Source organism: Bacteroides sp. 51 (genome assembly GCF_010500965.1).
Classification (GTDB): Bacteria; Bacteroidota; Bacteroidia; order Bacteroidales; family Bacteroidaceae; genus Bacteroides.
The window spans coordinates 88,226-88,502 of the sequence record NZ_QVMI01000038.1 but is presented as its reverse complement, the minus strand read 5'-3'; the positions used below and the strand labels follow the sequence as shown (position 1 = coordinate 88,502).

Below are 277 nucleotides of genomic sequence, written 5' to 3'. Positions count from 1 at the left end.
CAAAGCTGCTGCATTGGCCGCGCTTACCGCTGCCGTACCCGCAGAAGGTAAATGGCCGGTAGACGGCTCCAAACCTTTCCCGATGTGGGGCGATATCGGCACAAAGACCATTAATGAAACTACCGAAATTAAGAACATCAACCTCCTGCGCATGGTGGCACGGGTAGATGTAGTAGTACCTACTGCCGTAACCAACTTTAAGCTATCCAGTGTATATGTATATAACTACAATACCCAGGGCACAGTAGTTCCTACCACGGCCGCAGGTCTGACAGAT

The 277-nt window shown here is 50.5% G+C and carries 1 protein-coding gene; it reads left to right on the top strand.

Annotated features, from left to right (window positions below):
- Positions 1-277 (top strand): DUF4906 domain-containing protein (locus D0T87_RS21050; protein WP_163177802.1); only part of this gene is annotated, 277 nt, incomplete at both ends.